This window comes from Rhizobium sp. PL01 (genome assembly GCF_033447125.1).
GTDB lineage: Bacteria > Pseudomonadota > Alphaproteobacteria > Rhizobiales > Rhizobiaceae > Pararhizobium.
Genome location: NZ_JAWQUM010000001.1, coordinates 803,461 through 827,239, shown reverse-complemented (window position 1 = coordinate 827,239; position 23,779 = coordinate 803,461). Strand labels below are relative to the sequence as shown.

General features: G+C 59.5%; 23 protein-coding genes and 1 pseudogene. 11 read left to right on the top strand and 13 right to left on the bottom strand.

All coding sequences use genetic code 11. The features are described 5' to 3' along the window. The first annotated feature begins 120 nt into the window (after window positions 1-120). The gene (locus tag R6X40_RS03790) at window positions 121-1,791 is read left to right on the top strand and encodes a M20/M25/M40 family metallo-hydrolase (protein ID WP_318411060.1); all 1,671 of its coding nucleotides are present in this window, start codon (window positions 121-123) and stop codon (window positions 1,789-1,791) included. Here the strand turns inward: R6X40_RS03790 and R6X40_RS03785 are convergent, their stop codons facing one another. The 6 genes from R6X40_RS03785 to R6X40_RS03760 form a co-directional block, all read right to left on the bottom strand. Then, window positions 1,792-3,021 carry a PLP-dependent aminotransferase family protein gene (locus R6X40_RS03785; RefSeq protein WP_318411058.1) on the bottom strand — a complete coding sequence of 410 codons (1,230 nt, stop codon included), beginning with the start codon at window positions 3,019-3,021 and terminating at the stop codon, window positions 1,792-1,794. 678 nt (window positions 3,022-3,699) lie between these two features. After that, window positions 3,700-4,029 carry a hypothetical protein gene (locus R6X40_RS03780; RefSeq protein WP_318411056.1) on the bottom strand — a complete coding sequence of 110 codons (330 nt, stop codon included), beginning with the start codon at window positions 4,027-4,029 and terminating at the stop codon, window positions 3,700-3,702. Between the two features lie 103 nt (window positions 4,030-4,132). Then, a complete protein-coding gene (locus R6X40_RS03775; RefSeq protein WP_318411055.1) occupies window positions 4,133-4,825 on the bottom strand; it encodes a L,D-transpeptidase in 693 nt (230 codons plus the stop codon). Then, window positions 4,822-5,769, bottom strand: a complete 948-nt coding sequence (locus tag R6X40_RS03770; RefSeq protein ID WP_318411053.1) for a glycine betaine ABC transporter substrate-binding protein — start codon at window positions 5,767-5,769, stop codon at window positions 4,822-4,824. Before R6X40_RS03770 ends, R6X40_RS03775 begins: the two co-directional genes overlap by 4 nt. A 252-nt stretch (window positions 5,770-6,021) precedes the next feature. Further along, a complete protein-coding gene (gene ilvC / locus R6X40_RS03765) occupies window positions 6,022-7,041 on the bottom strand; it encodes a ketol-acid reductoisomerase (protein WP_113316701.1) in 1,020 nt (339 codons plus the stop codon). Window positions 7,042-7,089: 48 nt separating this feature from the next. Beyond that, window positions 7,090-7,740 carry a TetR/AcrR family transcriptional regulator gene (locus R6X40_RS03760; protein WP_318411051.1) on the bottom strand — a complete coding sequence of 217 codons (651 nt, stop codon included), beginning with the start codon at window positions 7,738-7,740 and terminating at the stop codon, window positions 7,090-7,092. 274 nt (window positions 7,741-8,014) lie between these two features. On the opposite strand from R6X40_RS03760, the gene R6X40_RS03755 reads away from it, so the two are divergent. Genes R6X40_RS03755 through R6X40_RS03745 form a run of 3 tightly spaced genes read left to right on the top strand, consistent with a single transcriptional unit; the run spans window position 8,015 to window position 9,186 of the window. Continuing rightward, window positions 8,015-8,464 carry a hypothetical protein gene (locus R6X40_RS03755; RefSeq protein ID WP_318411049.1) on the top strand — a complete coding sequence of 150 codons (450 nt, stop codon included), beginning with the start codon at window positions 8,015-8,017 and terminating at the stop codon, window positions 8,462-8,464. A 17-nt stretch (window positions 8,465-8,481) separates the two neighbouring features. Continuing rightward, the gene (locus R6X40_RS03750; protein ID WP_318411048.1) at window positions 8,482-8,793 is read left to right on the top strand and encodes a hypothetical protein; all 312 of its coding nucleotides are present in this window, start codon (window positions 8,482-8,484) and stop codon (window positions 8,791-8,793) included. Between the two features lie 33 nt (window positions 8,794-8,826). Further along, complete coding sequence (locus R6X40_RS03745) at window positions 8,827-9,186, top strand: DUF4087 domain-containing protein (RefSeq protein ID WP_318411046.1); 360 nt, start codon at window positions 8,827-8,829, stop codon at window positions 9,184-9,186. Between the two features lie 3 nt (window positions 9,187-9,189). On the opposite strand, the gene R6X40_RS03740 is transcribed toward R6X40_RS03745, so the two are convergent. Beyond that, window positions 9,190-10,095, bottom strand: coding sequence for a LysR family transcriptional regulator (locus tag R6X40_RS03740; protein ID WP_318411045.1), 906 nt, complete (start codon window positions 10,093-10,095; stop codon window positions 9,190-9,192). Window positions 10,096-10,191: 96 nt separating this feature from the next. On the opposite strand from R6X40_RS03740, the gene R6X40_RS03735 reads away from it, so the two are divergent. Then, the gene (locus tag R6X40_RS03735; RefSeq protein WP_318411043.1) at window positions 10,192-11,247 is read left to right on the top strand and encodes an SDR family oxidoreductase; all 1,056 of its coding nucleotides are present in this window, start codon (window positions 10,192-10,194) and stop codon (window positions 11,245-11,247) included. A 79-nt stretch (window positions 11,248-11,326) separates the two neighbouring features. Here the strand turns inward: R6X40_RS03735 and R6X40_RS03730 are convergent, their stop codons facing one another. Both R6X40_RS03730 and R6X40_RS03725 read right to left on the bottom strand, forming a co-directional pair. Beyond that, entirely contained in the window at window positions 11,327-12,622 is a 1,296-nt protein-coding gene (locus R6X40_RS03730; protein WP_318411041.1) for an NAD(P)/FAD-dependent oxidoreductase, read from the bottom strand. 108 nt (window positions 12,623-12,730) lie between these two features. After that, complete coding sequence (locus R6X40_RS03725) at window positions 12,731-13,195, bottom strand: Lrp/AsnC family transcriptional regulator (RefSeq protein ID WP_318411039.1); 465 nt, start codon at window positions 13,193-13,195, stop codon at window positions 12,731-12,733. Window positions 13,196-13,369: 174 nt separating this feature from the next. Here R6X40_RS03725 and R6X40_RS03720 point away from each other — a divergent pair, with 174 nt between their 5' ends. Together R6X40_RS03720 and R6X40_RS03715 are read left to right on the top strand one after the other, a co-directional pair. Further along, on the top strand, window positions 13,370-14,089 hold the full coding sequence (locus R6X40_RS03720; protein WP_318411037.1) for an aspartate/glutamate racemase family protein: 720 nt from the start codon (window positions 13,370-13,372) through the stop codon (window positions 14,087-14,089). A gap of 65 nt (window positions 14,090-14,154) precedes the next feature. Further along, window positions 14,155-15,147 (top strand): helix-turn-helix domain-containing GNAT family N-acetyltransferase, encoded by a 993-nt coding sequence (locus R6X40_RS03715; RefSeq protein WP_318411036.1) that lies wholly within the window; start codon window positions 14,155-14,157, stop codon window positions 15,145-15,147. Here the strand turns inward: R6X40_RS03715 and R6X40_RS03710 are convergent. Both R6X40_RS03710 and R6X40_RS03705 read right to left on the bottom strand, forming a co-directional pair. Continuing rightward, window positions 15,090-16,379, bottom strand: coding sequence for an NAD(P)/FAD-dependent oxidoreductase (locus R6X40_RS03710; RefSeq protein ID WP_318411034.1), 1,290 nt, complete (start codon window positions 16,377-16,379; stop codon window positions 15,090-15,092). The genes R6X40_RS03715 and R6X40_RS03710 overlap by 58 nt on opposite strands. A gap of 83 nt (window positions 16,380-16,462) precedes the next feature. After that, entirely contained in the window at window positions 16,463-16,813 is a 351-nt protein-coding gene (locus R6X40_RS03705) for a helix-turn-helix domain-containing protein (protein ID WP_318411321.1), read from the bottom strand. A gap of 210 nt (window positions 16,814-17,023) precedes the next feature. Between R6X40_RS03705 and R6X40_RS03700 the strand changes: the two genes are divergently transcribed. Then, a complete protein-coding gene (locus R6X40_RS03700) occupies window positions 17,024-17,911 on the top strand; it encodes an SDR family oxidoreductase (protein ID WP_318411032.1) in 888 nt (295 codons plus the stop codon). 54 nt (window positions 17,912-17,965) lie between these two features. Here R6X40_RS03700 and R6X40_RS03695 read toward each other — a convergent pair whose 3' ends face one another. Further along, entirely contained in the window at window positions 17,966-18,718 is a 753-nt protein-coding gene (locus R6X40_RS03695) for a pyridoxine 5'-phosphate synthase (protein WP_318411319.1), read from the bottom strand. A gap of 374 nt (window positions 18,719-19,092) precedes the next feature. Between R6X40_RS03695 and R6X40_RS03690 the strand changes: the two genes are divergently transcribed. Both R6X40_RS03690 and R6X40_RS03685 read left to right on the top strand, forming a co-directional pair. Continuing rightward, complete coding sequence (locus R6X40_RS03690) at window positions 19,093-20,208, top strand: hypothetical protein (RefSeq protein ID WP_318411030.1); 1,116 nt, start codon at window positions 19,093-19,095, stop codon at window positions 20,206-20,208. A 350-nt stretch (window positions 20,209-20,558) separates the two neighbouring features. Further along, window positions 20,559-21,239: a MerR family transcriptional regulator gene (locus R6X40_RS03685; RefSeq protein ID WP_412178312.1), complete on the top strand. Its 681-nt coding sequence runs from the start codon at window positions 20,559-20,561 to the stop codon at window positions 21,237-21,239. Between the two features lie 3 nt (window positions 21,240-21,242). Here R6X40_RS03685 and R6X40_RS03680 read toward each other — a convergent pair whose 3' ends face one another. Beyond that, window positions 21,243-22,373 carry an ATP-dependent RecD-like DNA helicase gene (locus R6X40_RS03680; RefSeq protein ID WP_318411026.1) on the bottom strand — a complete coding sequence of 377 codons (1,131 nt, stop codon included), beginning with the start codon at window positions 22,371-22,373 and terminating at the stop codon, window positions 21,243-21,245. A 217-nt stretch (window positions 22,374-22,590) separates the two neighbouring features. On the opposite strand from R6X40_RS03680, the pseudogene R6X40_RS03675 reads away from it, so the two are divergent. Next, window positions 22,591-23,690 (top strand): annotated as a pseudogene (locus tag R6X40_RS03675) (AbrB family transcriptional regulator). Window positions 23,691-23,779 lie beyond the last annotated feature (89 nt).

The window sequence follows — 23,779 nt, the reverse complement described above, 5'->3', positions numbered from 1 at the left end:
TTTTGCTCAAAACATCAAGCAAATTTCCATATTATTGCCATTTCGCTTTATCAGGCGGCCCGCTAGAGTTCGACAGCCTCATCAAAGGGGTTCGTTCGAATCGTTAGAGGATTGCCAGAAATGCCGTCTGCCGACCGCTCCTCCTTCCGTAACAGCCTGTCGCGCACCGGCGAACTCTCGCTCGAAATGACCCGGTGGCCGAGTGTCACGGAAAGCGACGACGAAGCCGCTTTCTCCGGCCGGTTGATGGAGCTTCTTGGCGGCACGCCCCATTTCAGCAAGCACCCGGAAAACCTGCTGGCGCTCGATACCCATGGCTCCCCCACTCGGCAAAATGTTTTGGCGCTGGTGCGCGGCAAAGGCCGGCGATGCCTGGTCCTGGCAGGACATTTCGATACTGTTTCGATCGCCAATTACGGCTCGCTGGTATCGTTGGCCTGCGAACCGGAAACCCTGACCAAGGCATTGATCGACGAGCTCACGGCCAAAACCCGCAATCCAGCCGAAGACAAGGCGCTGACCGATCTCATGACCGGTAATTTCCTTGCTGGCCGTGGCCTGCTCGACATGAAGAGCGGCCTTGCTGCAGGGATCGCCGCCCTTGAGCGTTTTGCCGAACTGGACGAGCCGCCCGGCAATCTGCTGTTCGTCGCCACGCCGGACGAAGAGAACCGCTCGCGCGGCATGCGCGCCCTGCGTGACGCACTGCCCGCCATTGCCGAAAAATTCGATCTCGACATTATCGGCGGCATCAACCTGGATGCCAGCGGTGATGATGGCGATGGCGAGGAAGGCCGCGCCGTCTATCTCGGCTCGGTCGGCAAGTTTTCGCCGTTCGCCTTCGTCGCTGGGCGGCCCACCCATGCCGGATATGCCTTCGATGGCGTCAGCGCCCACCTGATCGGCGCCGAGATCATGCGCGCCATGGAAATGAACAGCGCCCTTTGCGACGAGGCCCATGGCGAGATTTCACCGGCACCGGTCTGCCTTGAAGCCAAGGATGTGCGTCATGGCTATGAAGTGACGACACCAGCCCATGTCTGGCTGTCGTTCAACTGGTTGACGCACCGGCGCACGCCGGAAGACGTTCTCACCGAGTTTCGCGCGCTCGCCGCGACGGCCTTGCGCACGGCGCTCGATGCGCAGACGCGGAATGCAAAAGCCTTCTTCGAGCGTCAGGGCTCAGGCCGGGCAGAAGCTTATGACGGACAGGTCCTCACCTACGCCGAACTGCACGAACTTGCCATCTCCCACGGCGGACAGGCCGCAGCTGACCGGCTGAAGACACTTGAGCAATCCTTGTCCACGGGCGAAGATCCGCTATCCACCACCCGCCAGGTCGTCGCGGCAACGCTTGCCGAGGCCGGACTCGAAGGTCCGCTGGTCATCGTCGGCTTCTCGACGCTGCACTACCCGCGCGTCCATCTGGACAGCGCTGGCGACAATGGAAAAGCGTTTGAACGGAATATGATGTCCGCTGCCGAAACATGCGCGAAACGCCATGGGACAAGCATCAAGGCAAAACAATTCTTTGCCGGCATTTCGGATATGAGCTTTTTCGGACACCGTCCGGCTGTTGGACAAACACAGCTTCTGTCCGGCAACACCCCCTGCTCGGCTTTCGTCGACAAGGCATCGGACGCACTTCTGTCCTATCCGGTGGTCAATATCGGCCCATGGGGGCGCGACTACCATCAGAAATGGGAACGCGTCCATATGCCCTATACGTTTGAGGTGTTGCCCGATGTGATCTACGAGGCGACTCTCGCCTGCCTCGTAGATGAAGGTTAGTTAGGCGGCAATCGCTGCCGCCTCTTCGCCGATCAGGTGGCCGAGGCGGGAGATGCCCTCTTCGATCATCGCCTCGTCCGCGCAGGAAAAGCTGACACGCAGCGTATTGGCGCCGGAACCATCGGCGAAGAACGCCTTGCCCGGCACGAAGGCGACCTTTGCCGACACCAGCGATTTCGCCAGGAGATCGGCTCCGTCCATGCCCGCAGGCAGTGTCAGCCAGACGAACATGCCACCTTCCGGAACCGTCCAGCTGACGCCCTTCGGCATGTATTTCCCGAGCGCTGCCAGCATGGCATCGCGGCGCTTGCTGTAGACAGCGCGGATCTTGTTCACCTGCGCGTCAAAACCGCGCTCGGCAACATGGCAGATCGCCATCTGGTTGATGGTCGAAGAATGCAGGTCGGCCGCCTGCTTCATCAGCACCAGTTTGCGGATGATCGGCATCGCCGCAACCACGAAACCGACACGGAGGCCGGGCGCCAGCGTCTTGGAGAAGCTGCCGCAATAGATCGTGCGGGTGTCGTTGATCGACCCCTTGCGGGCAATTTCCAGCGCCAGCATCGGCGGAACGGCTTCGCCGTCGTAGCGCAGCGACTGATAGGCAGCGTCCTCGATGACAGCGATATCAAGTTCCTCGGCAAGGTCGAGAACCTTTTCACGCGCAGCAAGATCGAGCGTTTCGCCAGTCGGGTTGGCAAATTCGGCCGACATATAGGCGAACTTCACCCGGCCGCCGGCTTCTGCCGCCACATCGCGATAGGTCTGCGGCGTGCGGTTGCCGGCAGGCGACAACTGATCATAGGCGGGCTCATAGGCATTGAAGGCCTGTAGTGCGCCAAGATAAGTCGGCCAGGTCACCAGCGCCGTATCGTTCGGCGAAAGGAACAGCTTGCCGAGATAGTCGAGGGCCTGCTGCGAACCCGAGGTGATCAGGATGTTTTCCGGCTCACAGGGGATGCCGATGGCTTCCATGCGTTTCGCGAGCCATTGGCGCAGCGGCAGGTAGCCTTCGCTGACCGAATATTGCAGTGCTGCACTGACCGTCGGACCACCGAAGATATCGGCATAGGCGGCCTTGAATTCCTGATCCGGAAACAGCGCCGGATCCGGAATACCGCCCGCAAAGGAGATGATGTCCGGCCGGTCCAGTAGTTTCAGCAGTTCGCGGATTTCCGAAGCGCGCATTCGCGAAGACCGCGTCGCGAAGATATTTTCCCAATCAAGCATGGACGTTTCCTCAGATTATGCTTTTTCCGGAGCACATCATGCCGCGCTTATTAAGTCAACAATACTGACCTATGCTTTGATGCGGAACGGCATTTTCTGCGGCCGTTCGACAGCGTGCGACGACTGAAGGCGGTCAAAGATTGCTCCGCCCACACCTCATTGCAACGGAACACGAGGAAGCGCATGAGGTCCTGACCAGCCATGCGACGAAAGCGTTGGAAACCGACAATGGCGCATTACGCTCGCCAGCGTTTCCGGCGCACGGTGGGAATGCGACCAAGGCAAAACGCCGGCCGCTTCGTCGTCACCTTCCAAGGTTCATGTCCGAAACTATGCTTCGTGATGCCCAAACATACTCAAGCCCACCAGAAGCACGATTGCTCCCAGGATCAAGACGTCGAACAAAGCGAAGTGATAGAAGAATGTTGTCATTGCAGTATCCTCCTGACGGACAGAATACCGCAAAAACCGGAATATTCCAAATTCTATAGATGAATTCGCTGAGAACAGCCAGATTTCACCACATCTATGCTTAGAGTCCGGAGTATTACGCAAGTGCAAAATTCTAATTTTGCTTTGAAACAAAACTAACGCAACACCGGCAACAGCCGGTTTTGTATGGCGACCTCCACGGAATCACACCGATCCGAGTGCAACCACCCCTCGCCTATGGTCAGATCATTGAGCTGCTGGCGGTGTCGTCAGCGGGCCGATGGAGCGTACGGTCCCGGCATTGTCAACGACACAGCTGAACTTACGCCCGCCGGCATCGAGGTCGACGGCAAAGGTCGTCGCATCGACCTGGCGTGAACTGATGGGGAGAACCTTGCTCGCGTCTGTGCCTGCGTTGGTCGCGGCCGCGTTGGCGCAGATCAGCTGGAGATCGGCCGGTGCCGTCTGCAGGCTGGTGCGTGCCATATCCTGCGGTGGAGGCGCTGATTGGCAGCCGCCCAGCAATGCCACAGGCACCGAGACCAGTATCATAGTGCGCGCAAAACCCATCTTCATCGATATCGCCGGCAAATCCACGTCCTCCCCTGTTGCCGTTTCCCGTGCGAATAGCTTCACGGGTTCATGCCTTCCCCAATCCATTTTTCAAGCCGTACGGCGTTCAAACGCCCTTGTAGAGTGCGGCCCCTTGCATCAGCACGATCACCTTGGCGCCGATCGCGACCCGCGAATGCAAATCGATAACGTCCTCGTTGTTCATGCGGATGCAACCGGACGAGACATCGAGACCGATCGTCCAGGGCTCGACGGTGCCGTGGATGCGGTAGATCGTGTCCTGATCGCCTTCGTAGAGATACAGCGCCCGCGGACCGAGCGGATTGTCAGGTCCGCCAGGCATGCCGCCTGCCCATTTGGCCGCATTCGCATCCCGCGCTACCATTTCAGCCGGAGGCGTCCAGGTTGGCCATTCCGCCGTGCGCCCGACCCGCACGATGCCTGCCCATCCGAACCCTTCGCGGCCGACGCCGATGCCGTAACGGATCGCCTGTCCGCCCGGCTGGGTCAGGTAAAGAAAGTGCTGGTTGCCATCGATAATGATCGTGCCGGGTGGCTCTGCCGTGCGGAACGTCACCATTTGCCGGCGAAAGGCCTCCGGCGGCTGCTTGTTGCGCGAATAATATTTGCGGGCGGTCTTCTTGTCGAAATCGACCCATTTGCGCGTGTTCGCATCGTAGATCTGCGTCTGCGCGAGAGCAACCAGCGGCCCGAGGCACAATCCCGCCGCCAAAAGCACGGTGCCGACCTTGCGGTTCCTTGAAAAGAATGCGCGGAAAACTCCAGGGGTTCCTGTCATTGTTTGGCCCACCCATCGACGCGTGCGGAATTGCTCTCGACCCATTTGGTCGCAAACTCGAGGGGAACCTGACGTTCGACTTCGAGCGCGTAGCTCATCTTCGTCACTTCCTCCGGCGAAAAGTCCACATGCTGAAGAAAACTCGCGACGTCGGGGTGCTTCTTGCCAAAAGCAGTCGCGTAGGCGATGCGGAATTCGGCGGCATCCCAAGCGGTGGTCGCACTCGATTTGGTGACCCAGAGCGGGTCCTGCGCCGAAACGATTTTCCATTTCGCCGGGTCGTGCGCAGGTTCCTCGATGCGCACAAGTTGATGAAGCTCAAACACATGATGCGGCGCATAGCAGTAGAAGACCATCGGCTGGCCGGTGGCAACGGCGGCATCGACTGCGGCCATCGCGACTTCCTCCTCAGCCTCGACCAGCGTCAGATTGTTGGCATAACCATAACTGTTCGCCCTCACCCGCTCGATCCCCGTGGACAGCCATTCCTGGGCGCCGATCCACAGTTCGCCGCGTCCGTCGCCATCCGTATCGAGTATCTTGGTCTTTTCGGGATCGCTAAGGTCAGCAATCGTCTTGATGGTTGCCGCTGCCTCCGGCGTCGCGCAAAGCCCCTGCCAAGCGGGAACGGCGCGGGACGAAAGCGTCACGGCGCCCTTGTCCGTCACATATTTCTTGACCAGATCGTTGAAGTTCGGCTGCCAGACTTCCGGCTGGATATCGACATCACCGCTATCGAGCCCAACGAAGGCGCTCATCGTACCGAGCGTCTTGACCTCGGCATCCAGCCCGAATTTCTTGGCAATGCCGACTTTCAGAATGTTCGCCGCCGCTTGGCCGGAAGGCCAGTTCGGCATGGCGATCACAAGATCTGCCGCCACAGCTGGCAAAGCCGCAAGAACTGCGGCAAACGCCAGCAGAGGGACACGCACGGTTATGCTCACGATATCCTCCGAATAGATCATCCCGAATGACATACGACTGCAGAATAGATGCGAAGGCGAGTGATGGTGCTGATAGTTATTTAGCGCACGCTTAGAGACACTACGATGCACCAATTCTCTGGCGCCCGTCAACGTGCCGTTACCCAGATTTGTCCGGAAGCCTCCACCGCCCTCATGACGGGTGAGAATTGCGCGAAAATGAAAAAGCCGGGGACATGCCCCGGCTCCAACTTTCAGATGATCGGCTAAGACTTAGTTCTTGGCCTTGTCGACCAGCTGGTTCTTGGCGATCCAAGGCATCATGCCGCGCAGCTTGGCGCCGACTTCTTCGATCTGGTGGTTGTCGTTCATGCGGCGGATACCCTTGAAGCGAGCTGCACCCGAACGGTACTCCTGCATCCAGTCGGAGGTGAACTTGCCGGTCTGGATGTCGGTGAGGACGCGCTTCATTTCGGCCTTTGTTTCAGCCGTGATGATGCGCGGACCCGAGACGTATTCGCCCCATTCTGCCGTGTTGGAGATCGAGTAGTTCATGTTGGCGATGCCGCCTTCATAGATCAGGTCGACGATCAGCTTCACTTCGTGCAGGCATTCGAAATAGGCCATCTCAGGCGCATAACCGCCTTCGACCAGGGTTTCGAAACCAGCGCGGATCAGCTCGACGAGACCGCCGCACAAAACGACCTGTTCGCCGAAGAGGTCGGTTTCGCACTCTTCCTTGAAGTTGGTTTCGATGATGCCCGAACGGCCGCCACCAACGCCGCAAGCGTAGGAGAGAGCGAGATCGAGCGCGTTGCCCGATGCGTTCTTGTCAACGGCAACGAGGCAAGGAACGCCGCCGCCCTTCTGGTATTCGCCGCGAACCGTATGGCCCGGGCCCTTCGGTGCGATCATGACGACGTCGAGTGTCGACTTCGGCTCGATCAGGCCAAAATGCACGTTAAGGCCGTGTGCGAAAGCGATAGCAGCGCCATCACGGATGTTGCCTGCGATTTCGTCGCGATAGATGTCGGCCTGCAGTTCGTCAGGCGTTGCCATCATCAACAGGTCGCCCCACTTGGCGGCTTCGGCAACGGTCATGACCTTGAAACCATCGGCTTCAGCCTTCTTGATGGTTGCGGAACCGGCCTTGAGAGCGATGACGACGTTGGTGGCGCCCGAATCCTTCAGGTTCAGCGCATGGGCGCGGCCCTGCGAACCGTAACCAACGATAACGACGTTCTTGGACTTGATGAGGTTGAGATCAGCATCACGATCGTAATAGACGCGCATTGTAATTTCCTTCCCTTTGCTTGTCTTTAAAAACTCTTCCGGCCGCCCTCAGGACTGTGCCGAACTCTTTTCACTGCCGTAGAGGCGGAGGAAGGCCGAAACAGCCTTTTCCGCCCTACGGCCGAAATCCTTGACCATGCGCCCACTGTCCTCGCCGAGCAGCATACGCAGATGCAGATCGGAAACGATCAGGCCATACAGCGTATCATAGGCGTCATCACGGTCGCCGAACACCAGAAGCCCGGCATCGCGCCCCGCTTCAAGCAACACTCCCGCCCGTTTGCCGATCTGACGACGGCCGCGCTCCTGCAGCATCGAGCCGAGCTTGGAGCCGTCGCGGCTCGCCTGTCCGATCGCAAGCCGGTTGAGCGCCAGCGAAACGTCACCGGCCAGAACCTCAAGCAGGTCGCGCGCAAACAGCACCAGGTGCTCTTGCAGCGTAGCAGCCGTCAGTGTTTCGGCGGTATCGTCGAACGTCCGCACCTTGCTGGCCTGAAAGCCGATCATCGCCGACAGCAGGCCGTCGCGATCACCGAACCATTTGTACAGGCTTTCCTTCGAGCAGTTGGCGGCGCGCGCCACGCTTGCCGTCGTCAGCGCCTTTTCGCCACCATCGACCAGCAGACGCAGCGCGCTATCCAGAACGTCGTTCTGGCGCGGCGAATAGTCCGGCTGATGTGGGTGGGCGGCAAGCTGCAAGAAATTATCTCCATTCACAGTACCGTACGGTACGGTTCGCCGCTTATGCCGTAAAGCCGGCAACCGGTCAAGCCTGTTGGCGAAGGAATTTGGCAAGCAGTCGATGGGTAAAAACGAAGCTTCGTCATCGCGAATATCTACGCGCCGCCAAACGTAAAGAGAATAACCGCCACCAACACCAAAAATGGACACCGCCACGCAATCCGATCCCGTTCCGTTTCAAGATGTGGTCAGCTAGTGTGTGGCTTCAGACACCCCATATCCCGGAGTTTTCATGCCCCGCCTGCGTACAGTCGCTCTGCTCCTTTCAGCCTCTCTTGCTTTCTTCCCCATTGCCGCTGCCGCTCAATCCGATGAGGAAGTCTACAACCGGATCGAATCCTTGCATGGCAATGCCGGAGACCTCAGCGAGCCGCTCCTCAGCCTGGTGGAAGCGATGGGCAACAGTGATGCCGCAACGATCGCCGGGCTTGCGGAATATCCCCTGCGGGTCGCCGCCAATGGCGAGAGTTACGAGATCCAAAGCGCCGACGATTTCATCGAGAATTTCGATACGCTGGTGACGCAGGACACCCGGGACGCCGTTGCCGGCCAGACCTTCGGCCAGCTCTTCGTCAACAGCGACGGCGTGATGCTGGCGAATGGTGCGGTCTGGATGAGCAATGTCTGCGACAACGGCGATTGCAGCTCGTCCCACTGGGCCGTGATCAGCATCAACAATTAACCGGCGAGGAAGAAGCCATGCGCCTTGACGTCATCGTAGCCATAGCCGCGATTACCCTTGTAACGGCAGTGCCCGGCTTTGCCGCCGGCGAAGCTCCGTATACCGGCCGATGGGATTGTGGCGTCGCCACGTTCAGTTTCACCAAGGACACCTATGATTCCGGTGAGGGACCGATGCCCATCCGCAAGGTCGAAAAGGAAGACGGCAACTACATCCTCTCCTTCGACAAGGGCTATCAGATCGGCCTTTCCAGCGTCACGAAAACGTCGATGCAATGGCTGTCGATGGCAAGCGGCGACACGTTCGATTGCAAGCGCCTGAAACCCTGAACTTCCGTCGCCTGCCCGGCAAAGGACTTGTCCATGAAGCGCGCCATCGCAACATTATTGATCGGTCTTGCTGCCGCCTCGCCGCTGCGTGCAGCCGAAACCCGCTGCGGCTGGCTACAAAACCCGACACCCGCCAACTGGTGGCTGGATGATGCCGATGGCAGCTGGACGATCATGACTCAAGGCGGCGGAGAAGGTCCTCCTGGCATGGAGCTGATCCCGGATATCTCCGAGCGGGACTACGTCAAGACCAATGGCAATTACGGTTACGCCTGCGCCTGCCTGTCGGTTGAAACCGACGAAGCCGAGGGCTCGATCACCGGGATCCGGTCGTTCCGGCAGCTGGCGCTTGCCAAATGCGAAAGCGACGGCAAACTCTCGCCGCCGCAATAACGCTTAGCCAACGCGGCAGCGCTCGGCGAGGAAATCGAGAAACACCCGCACCCGCGCTGGCATATGGCCGCCCTGGCCGAGAAAGATTGCGTGCACGTCTTCACTGTCTGATGCCGTAAAATCCTCCAGCACCGGCACCAGCGCGCCACGGGCAAAATCCTGAGCCACCTGAAACTCGGCAAGCCGCGCCAGCCCGGCGCCCGCCAGTGCCAGTTCCCGCAGTGCTTCACCGTCGCTTGCCTGAATATTCCCGGTCGGCTTAATCGTCGTCTCAACTCCATCAACGGAAAACGGCCAGCCGCCGCCGGCACGGACATAGTTCGGTCCGAGCAGATTGTGCGCGGCCAGATCATCCGGATGTTTTGGCAGGCCCTTGCGCTCGATATAGCCCGGTGCAGCGACGATATGCAGTTTTACTGAACCCAATTTTCGAGCCATCAACGTCGAACTCTTGAGTGGTCCAGCCCGCACGGCGACATCGGTGCGGTCTTCCAACAGGTCGATAACATGATCGGTCAGCGACAGGTCGAGCGAGACCTCCGGAAATCGCGCTAAAAAGTCCGGCAGGACCGGCAAGAGCATGTGGCGGCCGAAAGGCACATTGGCGCTCACGCGGATACGCCCGGTCGGGCTATCGTCAGCAGCAGCGGCCCGTTCTGCTTCATCCAGATTGGCCAGCACCTGAACACCGTGTTCGTAGTAGCGGCAGCCTTCCGGCGTCAGCTGCAGCTTACGCGTCGAGCGGTTGACGAGCCGCACATTCAACCGGCTTTCCAATCGGGTCACCAGTTTGCTCACCGCCGAGGGCGTCATGGCAAAGTCACGGGCTGCAGCCGAAAAGCCGCCGAGATCGACCACCCGTACGAACACCTCCATCTCGCCGGAGCGATTGATATCCAGCCGCGCCATTGTGCCTCCACCTCACAAATCCTGTGCCTCATCGTTGTCTAGTTCTCAAATCGCTGCGCGTCCATATCTCATACATCGACACATCAGGAGACTGTCATGAACCAGCGCAAAACCGCCCTCATCGTCGGCGCACAGGGCGTCATCGGCGGCAACCTCGCCCGTTATCTCGAAACACTGGATGACTGGTCGCTCATCGGTCTCTCCCGCCGCGGCGGCACCTCGACGGACAAGATCAGACACATATCCGTCGATCTGCTCGACCCGGCAGATTGCTTCAACAAACTCGCCGATCTCACGGACGTGACTCACATTTTCTATGCCGCCTATCAGGACCGTCCGACCTGGGCCGAACTGGTCGAACCCAATCTCGCCATGCTGGTCAACGTCGTCACCGCCATCGAACGCGTAGCGCCGAACCTTGCCCATGTCAGCCTGATGCAGGGCTACAAAGTTTATGGCGCCCATCTCGGTCCCTTCAAGACGCCAGCCCGCGAAGACGAAGACAATCACATGCCGCCGGAATTCAACATGGACCAGCAGGCGTTTCTTCAGCGTCAGCAGCAGGGCAAATCCTGGACCTGGTCGGCACTGCGTCCCTCTGTCGTTATCGGCGTCGCCACTGGCAACCCGATGAATTTGGCCATGGTGATCGGCCTCTATGCCTCGATGTCGAAGGAACTCGGGATCCCCTTGCGCTTCCCCGGCAAACCCGGCGCTTTCGATACATTGCTGGAAATGACCGACGCAGGCCTTCTGGCAAGGGCAACCGTCTGGGCGGCCACCAATCCGAACTGTGCCAACCAGGCCTTCAACATCACCAATGGCGACCTGTTCCGCTGGAACGAGATGTGGCCGAAGATCGCCCGCTTCTTCGAGATGGAGACGGCTGCACCGTTACCGATGTCGCTCAACGTGGTGATGGCCGACAAGGCGGTACTTTGGTCGACAATGAAGGAAAAATACGGGCTCGCCGACCACCCCTATGATGTGGTCTCCTCCTGGGGTTTTGGCGATGCGGTGTTCGGCTGGAACTATGATTTCTTCGCCGATGGCACCAAGGCACGCAGGCTCGGGTTCCATGATTATGTGCAGACCGCCGAGATGTTCCTGTCGGTGTTTCGCGAGATGCGCGCACAGCGGATCATTCCGTAATCGAACAATGCCTTCGGCCATCCGGGTGGGCGGTCGATCCCGCGCCGGGTGGCCGGAGTGTAAGCCATACGCGGTGTGGTTATCTGCCCTCACCGCCGTCCGATGGCGTGGTCTGCAGGGTTTCTTTCTGGGTGATCAACCGCGCCGTATGCTGGCCGCTGAGATAGATCCAAAGCCAGCTCCAGGCGACGACAAACCGGCTGCGCGTACCGATCAGGAAGTAGATATGAGCGATACCCCAGATCCACCACGCCAAGGCGCCTTTCAGCTTGAACCTGCCGAAATCGATGATTGCCGACCGCCGGCCGATGGTCGCAAGACTGCCCTGATGACGATAGCGGAAGGTGGGCAGCGCCGGCTTGTCCGCCAGCCGCGCCTTGATGACCTTGGCCACATAGGCACCCTGCTGCTTGGCGGCCGGTGCAATCCCCGGCACCGGCTTGCCGTCCTCCTGGATCACAGACGCGGTATCGCCAACAACGAACACATTTGCCAGCCCCGGCGCACTCAAGTCCTTTTCAACGATGACGCGGCCTGCCCTGTCAGCCGCAACGCCAAGCCATGCGGCGGCAGGTGAGGCCTGAACACCGGCCGCCCAGACGATCGTCCGGCTGCCGATGAAGCGCTCGCCGATCATCACCCCTCGCGCTGAGCATTCGGTCACCCGCTCGCCGATGTGAACCTCGACACCGAGCTTTTCGAGCGCATTCTGCGCATAGGCAGACAGTTCCTCGGCAAAGCTCGCAAGCACCCGTGGCCCCGCCTCGACGAGGATGACCCGGGTCTTGCGCGTATCGATATTGCGGAATTCTTGCGGCAAGGTGACATGCGCCAGCTCGGCGATGATTCCCGCGAGCTCGACGCCGGTCGGCCCCGCACCAACGATGGTGAACGTCAAAAGCGCGTCGCGCGCCTCGGGGTCGGTCTCCATCTCGGCCTGCTCGAAAGCGAGCAACAGACGGCGGCGAATGGTGGTGGCATCCTCGAGCGTCTTCAGCCCCGGCGCAACAGGCTCCCATTCATCGCGGCCGAAATAGGCATGCGTCGCCCCGGTCGCCAGCACCAGCGTATCGTAGCCGATCGTCTCGCCACCTGTCAGTGTCAGCGTCTTCGCCGAAGGATCAACACTGTCCACCTCCGCCAAAAGCGTGGTGACCTCCGGCCGGTCACGAAACATCCGCCGGATCGGCCAGGCAATTTCCGATGTCGCCAGAAGTGTCGTTGCGACCTGATAGAGCAATGGCTGGAAGAGGTGATGATTGCGCCGGTCAATCAGGGTGATCTTGACGGGCGCGCCCTTGAGATCCTTGGCCAGCTGCAGGCCACCAAACCCGCCACCGACAACGACGACATGGTGAAGGTTCTCCTGCGGCATGATCGTATCTCCTGTTTTGAGTACAACGTCTACGCTCTCGCACCGATACACAACTGCGCTTTCGGCATGGCACCCGTGCACAGGCCCACACGGCATCCATAATGCCGCCTACCGCGCATACTCCACCGGCACCGACATGCCGCTCTTCAGGATTTCCATCGAGATCGAGGCCGAGACATCGAACAGTTCGACCTTGCGGACGATCTGCTTGTAGATGACGTCATAATGCTCGACACGCGGCAGGACGACCTTGAGGATATAGTCGTAATTGCCGGTCAGCCGGTGCGCCTCGACGATCTCGGGAATATCGGCAATCACCTTGCGAAAGGTGTCGATCCAGTCGTCGGCATGGTGCGCCGTCTTGATCAACGCAAAGACCGTGGTCGGCACACCCATTTTGTCGCGGTCGAGAACCGCGATCCGGCGGGCGACATAGCCGGTCTCCTCCAGCCGCTGGATACGGCGCGAACAGGCGGATATCGACAGACTGACCTTGTCGGCGAGATCGCCAACCGACAGGCTGGCATCCTCCTGCAACAACGATAGAATCTTCCGGTCCCTTTCGTCCAGCACGCCCTGTTCTCCCCGATACCTCAACGCATTCAAGAAATATTTGCGCCTAAAATTAAAATCGTGCAAAAAATACGCGCAAATGGCCGCAATGTCACCCAACAAAGCGAACTCTTTCCGCATCACCTCGGCGACAATCACTGTATCAAAAAACACGAGCGGAACAGGAACAGCATCATGCGCAAGATCGGCCTCATCGGTGGAATGAGCTTCGAAAGCTCGGCAGTCTATTACCGGATGATCAACGAGGCCGTGCGCGAGCGGCTGGGCGGCCTGCATTCGGCCGAGGTCATGCTGCATTCCGTCGATTTCCAGACCATCGTCGATCTGCAGAAGGCTGGCCGCTGGGACGACGCCGCCAAGCGCCTGTCCGAGGTCGCACAAGGGCTCGAAGCCGCAGGCGCCGGCTGCGTTCTGATCTGCACCAACACGATGCACCTGATCGCCGACCAGGTTCAGGCGTCGATTGCCGTGCCGCTGATCAACATCATTGACGAGACAGCCGCCTCGATGAAGGCCGCCGGCATCAAGCGGCCGCTGCTGCTCGCCACCCGCTACACGATGGAGCATGGCTTCTATACCAACCGCATGGCTGCCGATGGCGTCGATGTCATGGTACCGAATGCCGAGGATCGCACTCTCGTCCACGATATCATCTTCAATGAGCTCTGCGCCGGTATCATCCTTGACAGCTCACGGCAGGCACTGATGGCCGTCATCGAGCGGGCGAAAAACGACGGTGCGGATGCCATCATCCTGGGTTGCACCGAGATCTGCCTGATTCTCGATCCGAAAAACCTGCCTCTGCCCGGCTTCGATTCGACTGCGATCCACGCTGATGCAGCCGTCGCGTTCGCCCTTGAAGGCGTGTCACAGGACGGCAAGCAGGCCGCTTGAGGCCAGCCCAACAATACTTGACTCAGTCAAATAAATTGCGATCATGGCATTCGAAGGAGAATGCCATGTCCAACCCAGCATTGTCACACCCGGCCTTTGCCGAAATCGGCGACGACGAGATCGAGAAGGTTCGCGCTTTCAACCGGTTCTATACCAACCGGATCGGTGTACTCGATCGCGCCTTCATGGACACGCCCTATACGCTCACCGAAGCGCGCGTGATCTATGAACTCGCAGCCCATGGCACCACATCGGCATCCCGGCTGACAGAGGAGCTTTCGCTCGATCCCGCCTATCTCAGCCGCATGCTCAAAGCCTTCAGCGATGCCGGCCTTCTCGAAACCACCAGAGACCCTGCCGACGGCCGTGGCCGCCTGCTGCAATTGACCTTGCGTGGACGCGGCGTTGCCATCGACCTGGCGCAGCGCTCGCGCCAACGCATCGTCGCTCTCCTGGAACCGATCGCCGAAGACGACCGCCACGACCTCGGCGCGGCCATGGCGTCAGTGCAGGCTCTGCTGTCCGACGGCAAAAGCGACGCCGCTCCCATCACCATCAGGCCACATAAGATCGGCGACATGGGTATGGTCATCTCCAGCCAGGCAAAGGCCTATACTGAGGCCTATGGGTGGAATGGCGAGTATGAGGCATTGGTCGCGGAAATCTGCGCCGCCTTCATCCGCAATTTCGATCCCGCCCGCGAACATTGCTGGATCGCCGAACGCAACGGCATATTCCTTGGCAGCATCTTTCTTGTCAAAGGCAGCAGCGAAGGGACCGCCAAGCTGCGCCTTCTGCACGTCGACGCCGCCGCCCGCGGGCAAGGTCTCGGTTCAAGGCTGGTCACCGAATGTATCGGCTTTGCCAAAAACGCCGGTTACCAAAGGCTGGAACTCTGGACCAACGACATTCTTGTCGCCGCCCGCCGTATCTATGTCGCCGCCGGATTCACATTGGAGAATGAAGAGGCACACCATTCCTTCGGCAAGGACCTCATCGGTCAGATCTGGGCGCTGGATTTAATAGCATCAACCACCGGCAATGCCCTGTCGGCCTGATGCGGCGAGGAAAGCCAGTCATGTTCCGTCAACCCGGCGGATTTGAACGGATCGATCACCGTGCCCGCAACGATCGCAGCTAACAAACCCGGCATCGGCGGCACCTTGGCGATTGTCGAGACCAGCCGGTCTCGCACCCAGGCAATCGCGGTTGAATCTGACTGGTAGAACGGCGTGAAGGCAAGAGACAGCATCTGGAACAGCCGCACATGATTGCGCCGCGCGCGGGCATAGGCTGCCAGAGCGGTGGCAATATCGCTGGAATTGGCCAGTGCATGGCCGAGTGCTGCCGCATCGAGCAACGCCATATTGGCGCCCTGCCCCAATTGCGGGCTGGTTAAATGCGCACTGTCGCCGATGAATACCACATTGCCGCTATGGGGTGGCAGCGTGGTCCGATGGGCATAGCGTGCCAGCGTCAGTTGGTCCCAATCGCCGATCTGGTCGAGAAACGGCTGACACGCCGGCCAATAATTCCGGATCACAGACTTCCAGCGATCAAGCCCCGCCGCCTTGACGGCATCGACATCGGCAACTTTCAGGCTCCAGAAGAACGCCACCTTGTCGGGATCGCCAACAGTCGCACGTCCGGCCGGCAAGAGCCCGATCATCACCTTGGCTTTGTCGTAACGCTGAGACAGTGCCGTTTGATCATAATCTGCGCCCGCGCCATCCAACGTCGCCCAGAAGGCGCCATAGGTCAGCTCGCGAATGCTGGGCGCATGCAGCGACCCCGCAGCCAGCACCGAGCGCGCGCCACTCGCATCGATGACCAGATCGTAGTCGCCAACATCCCGCAACGCCTGATCCTTCAACACGGCGCGATCTCTACGTTGCGCGGCCGAGGCGATATTCATGCCCGTGCGCATGGTGATGCCATCGGCGACCGCTGCATCATGCAAGGTGTTGAAAAGAGCCGCCCGTTGAACCGCCAGCCCATAGCGCCCGCCCGCTGCCGCATCGTAGCGCACATCGAGAACCGTGCGGCCGCTGACAGCGTCGGCGCCATGTAGCCGGTCGATGCGGTTGCCAAGTGTTTGGATCGTGTCGAGCAGGCCGAGAGCAGCAAGAACCGTCAGGCCCGTCGGCTGCATCAAGAGGCCCGAGCCGACGGGTGCCGGTGTATCGAAGCGTTCGAGGATTTCCACCCGATGACCGGCGCGTGACAGGAAAAGCGCCACTGCCAGTCCTGCAGGTCCCGCTCCAACCACGCCAATATCGAGCTGTTTCATCAATGCCTGTCCGGATATCGTCCCGGGCACATCCCTACCAGCGGCCGCGACGAACCGTCCAGCTGATAAAAGCCGTCATGGTGTCACGCGGCTGCGTCATACGCGACACGGGCAGCACGGATTGCCTGATGATGCTCCACCGACCAGTGAACCAGCCCCTTGACCAGCACCAAAAAGGACTGACCAAGCGGGGTCAGGCTGTATTCGACGCTGGGCGGTTGGGTCGGGAAGACCTGCCGGCCGATATAACCGTCACGCTGCAGGTCGCGCAGCGTCTGGGTCAGCATGCGCTGGGAAATATCGGGAATCAGCCGCCGCAAAGCCGAAAAGCGCATCGGACCGTCAGCCAGCGCAAGGATCATCAGCGTGTTCCACTTGCCACCTATATTGTCGACGACGTCGCGTACCGGGCAATCGTGCCCTGAAAACACCATGCCCGCGACGATGATCGCCTGCTCGCCCTCTGCCTTGACTGTCATTTTATTCATAAGTCGGTTCCCTTTACGTAACCACCAGAGAAAATACTGCCTCCTTTACATCCGTTTCCAGATAACGAAATTAGAGAAGGTCTCATTTAGGAACCATATCTCAAACGGGATGCTTCGGCAACAAACCGACGTCTTTTGACAAACAAAGGAACCATCATGTCCGAAACTCTCCTCGTCACCGGTGCAACCGGCAAGCTCGGCCGCCTCGTCCTCGACGAACTGCTGGCCTCCGGCAAAGTCGCACCGGCAGATATCATCGCCACCAGCCGCGACACCGACAAGCTCGCCGACTATGCCGCCAAGGGCGTCCAGACCCGCACTGCCGATTTCGACGATGGCGCTTCGCTGGACACCGCCTTCAGGGGTGCCGACCGCATCCTGATCATCTCCACCGATGCCCTTGATGAACCGGGCAAGCGCCTGCGCCAGCATCTCGCCGCCGTCGCGGCCGCCGAGCGGGCCGGCGCCAAGCATATCCTCTACACCTCGATGCCCAACCCGGAAACCTCGGTCATCCCCTTCGCGCCGGATCACCTCGGCACCGAAAATGCGATCAAGGCCACCGGCATCCCTTACACGATCCTGCGCAATGGCTGGTATATGGAAAATCTGTTCATGGCCCTGCCGCATGCCTTGAGTGAAGGCAAATGGTACAGCGCATCCGGAAAGGGAGAACTGGCCCACATCGCACGCGCCGACATCGCCAAGGCGACTGCGAACGCACTCGCATCCGGCTCGACAGGAAATGCCACCTACACGCTGACCGGCGAAAAGAAGCACACAGTGGATGACATCGCAGCACTCGTTTCGACGGCGACCGGCAAGCCGCTTGAGGTCGTCCACGTCACTGACGAGCAACTCGCAGGCGGCCTGAACGCGGCCGGACTTCCCGACTTCATCATCCCGGTCGTCGTCTCATTCGACACCAACACCCGCGAAGGCCATATCGACATGGTGACAGCCGATGCGGGCAAGCTTTCGGGTAAAGCACTCACCACACTGGAAGACTTTCTGGCTGCAAGCAAGTCTGCCCTGCTCGGCTAAACGACAAAGGGCTCCGCAAAAACGGAGCCCTTCTGCCATCTACTCCAGACAATATCAGATGTCCTGACCGCAAGCCCGGCAGAAGCGGCGGACGGTTTCGGCCATGCCGTATTCCAGCGCATCGGCTGTCAAGCCGTGGCCGATCGACACTTCGGCCAGATTGGAAATCCGCGCCGCCAGCGCAGGCAGGTTGGCAACCGTCAGGTCATGGCCGGCGTTGACCCCTAGACCCAGCGTCGCGGCTAGATCGGCAGTCTTGCCCAGCTCCTCCAGCAGCACCGCACCACGCTCGGGATCGTCGTAGCAGCCACCATAGGGGCCGGTATAAAGTTCGATCCTGTCGGCACCGGCTTCTTTGGCGATCAAGAGCGCCTCAAGGTCCGGATCGCCATCGGCAAACAGAGACACCCGGAAGCCTCCCTTTTTCAATCGCCCGACGACATTGCCGAGCAGATTGTGGTTCTTGCGAAAATCCCATCCGTGGTCCGACGTCGCTTGAGCCGGGTCGTCGGGCACCAGCGTCACCTGCTCCGGCTGATGGCGCTCGACAAGCTGCAGGAATTCCTCGTTCGGAAACCCCTCCATGTTGAATTCAGTCTCAGGATAGAGATCGTCGATCAACGCGCGGATCGGTGCCAGATCGGAGAAACGGATGTGGCGCTGATCGGGCCGCGGATGCACGGTGAGGCCACTGGCACCAGCCTCTAGCGCAATCTGACCAAGTCCGGTAACGGACGGCCAGGGAAGATCGCGGCGGTTTCGCAGCATGGCGATCGCATTCAGGTTTACGGAGAGTTTCGCAGCCATTTCAGCACCTTCCAAGGATACCGCCGTCATTACGGTGCCCTTTCTAGCGTTTCATCCTCCCCCCCGCAACAAATCTGCAACGGAGAAAGTGTCTCCGTTACAATAATCGTCCGGGAACTGCTCAGCGCCTTTATTTCAGACAAAACTCACGTTAAATGAATGCAACACCTGACAAACCAATAAAACTTCGATTTAATAGAGACTCACAGTACAGGCCATGCACTCCCAAACGGTGAGCGGCGGTGCTGAAAACCCTTAGAATCATCCAAGCCGGAACCGATGAACCCTTGTATTTGCCCTGACACCGTCCAATCGCCACTCGCTTCCGATAGGGAAGCGTTGATCTCGATGGTGTTTTCGGGGAGATCACGATAATGGCTCAGCTTGAGAGACCAGACGATCAGACAATCCGTCGCGCTCTTGACGGCGTCCTGTCGAGCACGCTTTTTTCCCGCTCAGAGCGTCTACGTGCCTTTCTCAAATACGTCGTCGGCAAGGAGATGGAAGGCACCGGGCACCAACTGAAGGGCTACACGATCGGCATTGACGTGTTCGATCGTCCGCAGGCCTTCAATGCCGATAGCGACCCTCTGGTGCGTGTCCATGCCGGCAAGCTGCGAAAGTTACTTACAGCCTATTACGCCGGCGAAGGCGCACAGGATCCCTGGCGCATAGATATCCCAAAGGGAACCTATGTACCTGAATATAGGCGCCAGCGGATGCCTGTGGCCCTGTCGTCAGATACGGGCCGCGCACCCGCATCGCCGCGCCGGGCCGCAAAAAGGCGTTTCTCCTGGCTGCCGGCTCCCCTGTCTTCGCCATTGGCAGTCTTGTCGGTCTTGCCGCTGCTGATTTTCGTTCCGTTGTCGTCACCGGCGATGAGCGTCAACATTCCGGCGCAATCGAGCCTGCACGGCGCAGTGCTTGAACGCAAATTTGCCGATGACCTGCCGAAGATAACGGTTCGTTCGCAGTGGCCCCGCAGCGGAACTGCGGCGCGCTTTGCCGATTCGTTCCGCAATGCCGCATCGCATTACCGCACGATCGCAGCAGTGCCTGGCGCTGTGCTGTGGAAACGGCCAGCACGCCCGGTTTCAGAGCCGTTGGCTTTTACCATTTCCATATTGCCGCAGAAATCACCGGCAGGACTTCGTGTTCTGATCAAGAACGATGCCTCGGCAGACATTCTTTATGATCAAGTCATCGCTGGCGCGCAATTGGCGAGCGAAGCCGATATTCTCTATGAAAGCCTTGCGCTTGCGGCCAAGGTCCTGGCTTCGGACGGCAATATTTTCCGCTATGCCAGTGCGACGCAGATCGACAGTCCGTTGATGGAATGCATGGTGCTGACCGACACCTACCGTAACCAGCAGACCCGCGAGGCTTTCCAGGAGGCCAAATCCTGCCAGGAAAAACTGTCTGTCAATCATCAGCGCAAACTGAAATTCGTGATCAACGCAGGCGCCCTGCCCCTGACCCTAATTCGCTAGTTGGTGTGCCAGCTTTAATGAGCTGAACAAGAACTGTGATAAATCGCGTTGAAAAATAGTATTTCCCCGCGAGAAGCGGTAGAAAACGTTGAAAAAGCTTAGATTCCACCCCTAAAGTTACTAACTGTTCATCTTCGCGTCGCGCGTGTACTCTAGCAATGCAAGTGGGAGAAGGCCTGGTCGCTCATCAGGCAAGCACGATGGTTGCGAGTATCCTTCCCGCCGGGATGGCGTGCATGACATCGACGAGCAGCCCAAGGAGACACGTAGCGCGTCTTGATGCGCCACAGGCGGATTGCTGTCTCCAGGATATGTCTCCCGCAGCTTAACCAGCGGGGTTATGTCAAAGAATGCGAGAACGGGAAAAACCACATCCTTCTCCACCCGGTAGCCGGCAATCGCCCGGTTTTCTTCCCCATCTCCCCTTGCCGGGAACAATAGCGGACCACCATGTCGGCATAGCTGATATGGCAGATGCCTTCGGCGTCACCCACAGAACCCTGCATTTCTATGAGGAAAAGGGCTTGCTCTCGGCGGATAGAATGGGGCCGATGCGCGTCTATGGGCTTGAAGACATCCGGCGCATGACCGTCATCAATGCCTGCCGTGAGATCGACATGCCGATCGCGGCTGTCCAGGACCTGATGACGGCGCTCGGCACCGCGACCAGCCAGCAGCATGCAGCGCGCATATTCGAAGATGCTCTACACGCGCGAAAACGGGAACTCGCAGCCCAGCAATCCATCCTGCGGCGCCAGATGCAGCGGATCAGCGAATTGCTGGAATCGGCCGCCGATGGCGACAACCCGCTGCGCACAGCCCTGCCACCCATCCATCTTTCGCCGATCGAGACGAAGTGCCTCGTGTTCATGGCTGAAGGTTACCCCGCAAACCGGATCGCCACGATGATGGACATGGACCTGACAGCCGTCCTGACGCTGGAATCCGATATCATCCGCAAATTCAACGGCCACAACCGCTTCCAAGCGGTCGCAAAAGCCGTGCTGATGGGATTTGTGTCCGCCGAATAGGCGTCAGCGCACGATCGTCAATGTCTCGGCCGCGCGGGTGATCGCCGTATAGAGCCAACGTTCACGGGTATCGCGAAACGCCCAGCTCTCGTCGAACAAAACGACGTTGTTCCACTGCGAGCCCTGGGCCTTGTGCACCGTCAGCGCATAGCCATAGTCAAATTCGTCATAACGCTTGCGCGTCGACCACGGAATCTCACCTTCAACGTCTTCAAAGGCAGTCTTCAGCAGCTTGATCTTCGCGGCACCGCGATCCATGTCGTCGTCTTCCGGGCGGATCATCAGGTTGATGCCGGGTTTCACCGTTTCCTTCGACGAGGTCATCACCTGCCAGAGCGAGCCGTTGAGCAAGCCCTTGGCCGGATCGTTGCGCAGGCAGACGAGCTTGTCGCCGGATTGCGGATACTCGGTGGCAAATCCCTTCAACTCACGCAGGCGCATATTGTAGCGCTTGCGTGTCTTGTTGGTGCCGACCAGCACCTGATCCGCATCCAGCACAAGGCTCTGCGTCACCTCGTTCTTCGAGATGATCCTGGCCGTCGAGCCGTAATCGCCGTGCATGATCTCCTTGCCTTCACGCACATGCATGGCAAGCTGGATGATCGGATTGTCACGCGCCTGCCGGTGAATATCGGTCAGCAGGTAATCCGGTTCCTCATTGGTGAAATAACCGCCGCCCGAGACCGGAGGCAGTTGGCCCGGATCACCCAGCACGAGAATCGGCGTGCCAAAGCTCATCAGGTCGCGGCCGAGCGCTTCATCGACCATCGAGCACTCGTCGATGATAATGAGCGCCGCCTTGGCAACAGGCGACTGCCGGTTGATGGAGAACATCGGGGCGATAGAGGTCTTGCCGGTCTCTTCGTCCGAAACCTCTTCCTCGCCCCGCGGCCGGTAAATCAGCGAATGGATTGTTCGAGCGTTCTTTGCGCCCTTGGAGCGCAACACCTGCGCCGCCTTGCCGGTGAAGGCGGCGAAGAGAACCTCGCCATCGACATTTTCGGCAAAATGCCGGGCGAGCGTCGTCTTGCCCGTACCGGCATAGCCAAACAGCCGGAACAGCGGCGAGCGCCCTTCCTTCAACCAGCGTGAAACGGCCTTGAGGGCCTCATCCTGTTGCGGTGCGAATTCCATGTTTGTTCTATTGCCCGATTCGGGGCAGCGTGTCGCGTCTTGCGGTGCTCATCCACGGTTCACGGCGCTACCATCCGCTTCAAATTTTCTCTCCAAAGCACGCGATACCGCAAGAAAGTGCCACACCGATCGCGTATCGCAGGACTATCGCCCGTGATAACAGTTTCGCCGTGCGCCTCCCAAGCGCTGCCTCCTCTGCAATTCGAAAGTGCCCAACGTGACGCCTGAACCTTCCGAAATCCCGTCCGCTCCCTCAGCTTCGGGTATCGGCCGCTGGACCGCCCCGATGCAATGGGGCTTCCTCTCCTGCTCTCTGCAATCCTTGCCGGCGGGCTCGAACTGACCGGCATTCCGGCTGCCCTGTTGATGGGGCCGATGGTAGCTGGCGCCATCGTCGGCATGAATGGCGGCACCATCCGGCTGCCGAGACCCGCCTTTCTCTGTGCGCAGGCGCTGATCGGCACGATGATCGCCGAAACCATCCGTCCCGGCATTCTGACGACCTTCTTTTCAAACTGGCCACTGTTCCTCGCCGTCGTGCTGTCGGTCATCGCCATGAGCACGCTCGGCGGCTTCGTCATCAGCAAGCTCAACATCCTGCCCGGCACCACGGCGATCTGGGGCTCGTCGGCAGGCGCTGCCACCTCGATGCTGGTGATGGCCGATGCCTATGGGGCCGATGTCCGGCTGGTTGCCTTCATGCAATATCTGCGCGTCGTTTTCGTTGCCGCAGCCGCCTCGATCGTCGCGCGTTACTGGGCCGGAATTGATGGCCCCGGCCCGGAAATCGTCTGGTTCGGACCGATCCATCTCGTCCCGTTCGTCGAAACGCTTGCGCTCGCCCTTGTTGGCGGCTGTCTTGGCAAATGGCTGCGCATTCCGGCCGGTGTGTTTCTGGTGCCGTTTCTTCTGGGTTCTGCGCTCAGCGTCAGCGGCATGCTGGTCATCGAGATCCCCGAATGGCTGCTGGCGTTGAGCTATGCCATGCTCGGCTGGAACATCGGGCTTGGCTTTACCCGCCCCATTCTTGCCCATGCCCGCCGTGCGCTGGTACCGACGGTCATCTCCATTCTCGTCCTGATCGGCTTTTCCGGGCTGCTTGCCTACATCCTCGTGCACGCCGCCGGCATCGATCCGCTGACGGCCTATCTTGCCACCAGTCCGGGCGGCATGGATTCGATCGCCATCATCGCCGCCTCCAGCAATGTCGACGTACCCTTTGTGATGGCACTGCAGACGGCACGGTTACTAATGATCATGGCGATCGGCCCCTCGCTCGCCCGCTTCGTTGCCTCAAAGGCGATAAAGCCGCGATAAATTTTCTTTTGCCCAGAGCGGGAATAAGAAGCGGTCCAGATGTGTCTTATGGTCGAACCGGCTGAAACGGCGGTTCGTTCGAACATTTC

What these genes read in the sequence shown, in the direction of transcription:
- R6X40_RS03735 (WP_318411043.1), top strand. Translation starts at nt 10,192, where the DNA reads ATGAACCAGCGCAAAACCGCCCTCATCGTCGGCGCACAGGGCGTCATC.
- R6X40_RS03740 (WP_318411045.1), bottom strand. Translation starts at nt 10,095, where the DNA reads ATGGCGCGGCTGGATATCAATCGCTCCGGCGAGATGGAGGTGTTCGTA.
- R6X40_RS03680 (WP_318411026.1), bottom strand. Translation starts at nt 22,373, where the DNA reads ATGGAATTCGCACCGCAACAGGATGAGGCCCTCAAGGCCGTTTCACGC.
- R6X40_RS03775 (WP_318411055.1), bottom strand. Translation starts at nt 4,825, where the DNA reads ATGACAGGAACCCCTGGAGTTTTCCGCGCATTCTTTTCAAGGAACCGC.
- R6X40_RS03755 (WP_318411049.1), top strand. Translation starts at nt 8,015, where the DNA reads ATGCCCCGCCTGCGTACAGTCGCTCTGCTCCTTTCAGCCTCTCTTGCT.
- ilvC (WP_113316701.1), bottom strand. Translation starts at nt 7,041, where the DNA reads ATGCGCGTCTATTACGATCGTGATGCTGATCTCAACCTCATCAAGTCC.
- R6X40_RS03730 (WP_318411041.1), bottom strand. Translation starts at nt 12,622, where the DNA reads ATGCCGCAGGAGAACCTTCACCATGTCGTCGTTGTCGGTGGCGGGTTT.
- R6X40_RS03710 (WP_318411034.1), bottom strand. Translation starts at nt 16,379, where the DNA reads ATGAAACAGCTCGATATTGGCGTGGTTGGAGCGGGACCTGCAGGACTG.
- R6X40_RS03785 (WP_318411058.1), bottom strand. Translation starts at nt 3,021, where the DNA reads ATGCTTGATTGGGAAAATATCTTCGCGACGCGGTCTTCGCGAATGCGC.
- R6X40_RS03685 (WP_412178312.1), top strand. Translation starts at nt 20,559, where the DNA reads ATGCGAGAACGGGAAAAACCACATCCTTCTCCACCCGGTAGCCGGCAA.
- R6X40_RS03745 (WP_318411046.1), top strand. Translation starts at nt 8,827, where the DNA reads ATGAAGCGCGCCATCGCAACATTATTGATCGGTCTTGCTGCCGCCTCG.
- R6X40_RS03720 (WP_318411037.1), top strand. Translation starts at nt 13,370, where the DNA reads ATGCGCAAGATCGGCCTCATCGGTGGAATGAGCTTCGAAAGCTCGGCA.
- R6X40_RS03715 (WP_318411036.1), top strand. Translation starts at nt 14,155, where the DNA reads ATGTCCAACCCAGCATTGTCACACCCGGCCTTTGCCGAAATCGGCGAC.
- R6X40_RS03790 (WP_318411060.1), top strand. Translation starts at nt 121, where the DNA reads ATGCCGTCTGCCGACCGCTCCTCCTTCCGTAACAGCCTGTCGCGCACC.
- R6X40_RS03750 (WP_318411048.1), top strand. Translation starts at nt 8,482, where the DNA reads ATGCGCCTTGACGTCATCGTAGCCATAGCCGCGATTACCCTTGTAACG.
- R6X40_RS03690 (WP_318411030.1), top strand. Translation starts at nt 19,093, where the DNA reads ATGGCTCAGCTTGAGAGACCAGACGATCAGACAATCCGTCGCGCTCTT.
- R6X40_RS03700 (WP_318411032.1), top strand. Translation starts at nt 17,024, where the DNA reads ATGTCCGAAACTCTCCTCGTCACCGGTGCAACCGGCAAGCTCGGCCGC.
- R6X40_RS03780 (WP_318411056.1), bottom strand. Translation starts at nt 4,029, where the DNA reads ATGAAGATGGGTTTTGCGCGCACTATGATACTGGTCTCGGTGCCTGTG.
- R6X40_RS03705 (WP_318411321.1), bottom strand. Translation starts at nt 16,813, where the DNA reads ATGGTGTTTTCAGGGCACGATTGCCCGGTACGCGACGTCGTCGACAAT.
- R6X40_RS03695 (WP_318411319.1), bottom strand. Translation starts at nt 18,718, where the DNA reads ATGGCTGCGAAACTCTCCGTAAACCTGAATGCGATCGCCATGCTGCGA.